This window comes from Arthrobacter sp. JCM 19049 (assembly GCF_001310435.1).
In genome coordinates this window covers 1-534 of record NZ_BAXF01000939.1, presented here as the reverse complement: position 1 = coordinate 534, position 534 = coordinate 1, and the positions used below count along the sequence as shown (strand labels likewise).

Annotated in this window: 1 protein-coding gene; it reads right to left on the bottom strand. The window is 68.7% G+C overall.

The features are described 5' to 3' along the window. Positions 1-155: 155 nt before the first annotated feature. Positions 156-278 carry a hypothetical protein gene (locus JCM19049_RS21745; RefSeq protein ID WP_279403526.1) on the bottom strand — a complete coding sequence of 41 codons (123 nt, stop codon included), beginning with the start codon at positions 276-278 and terminating at the stop codon, positions 156-158. Between the last annotated feature and the right edge of the window lie 256 nt (positions 279-534).

The following is a 534-nucleotide window of genomic DNA, read 5'->3' as shown; positions in this document are numbered from 1 at the left end:
CGAAGAACCCGTCCGGCAGCAGCTGGGTGCCGGCCAGCCAGCCGGCCCGCAACCCCAAGCCCAGCAGCCAGTAGAAGACGGCGATGATGCCAGGTAGGCCAGTACCTTGGGAATGGCGCGGCGGTAGTCGCGGCGCAGCAGCAGCCAGATCGGGATCACCAGGGTGCCGATGCTGGTGGCGTCGATGAGGCAAGTACGGCCAGCGCGGCGGCCGGTGCCTGTTGCATGAAGTCCATGCCATCGAGCCTGCCAGTGGGCGGGAACGGCACATCGGGCATCGGTCCACGCCGGTGTCCTACCTTTGGGGGACGGCAGCGGCCGGGCCGGTGGACCATGATGGAGGGGTGAAGATCGATTTTTCGCATACCCGGCGGCGGTTCATCAGCGGCGAGCAGGAGCCGGAGGTGGCCATCACCTACCTGGTGCTGGCCGTGGTGCTGCATGCCGCCGGCTGGTGACACCCGGTGTTGCCCGCAACGCTGGCCGCCTGGTGGCCGCTGGTGCTGCTGGCCGGCGTCGGATGCATCCTGCTGC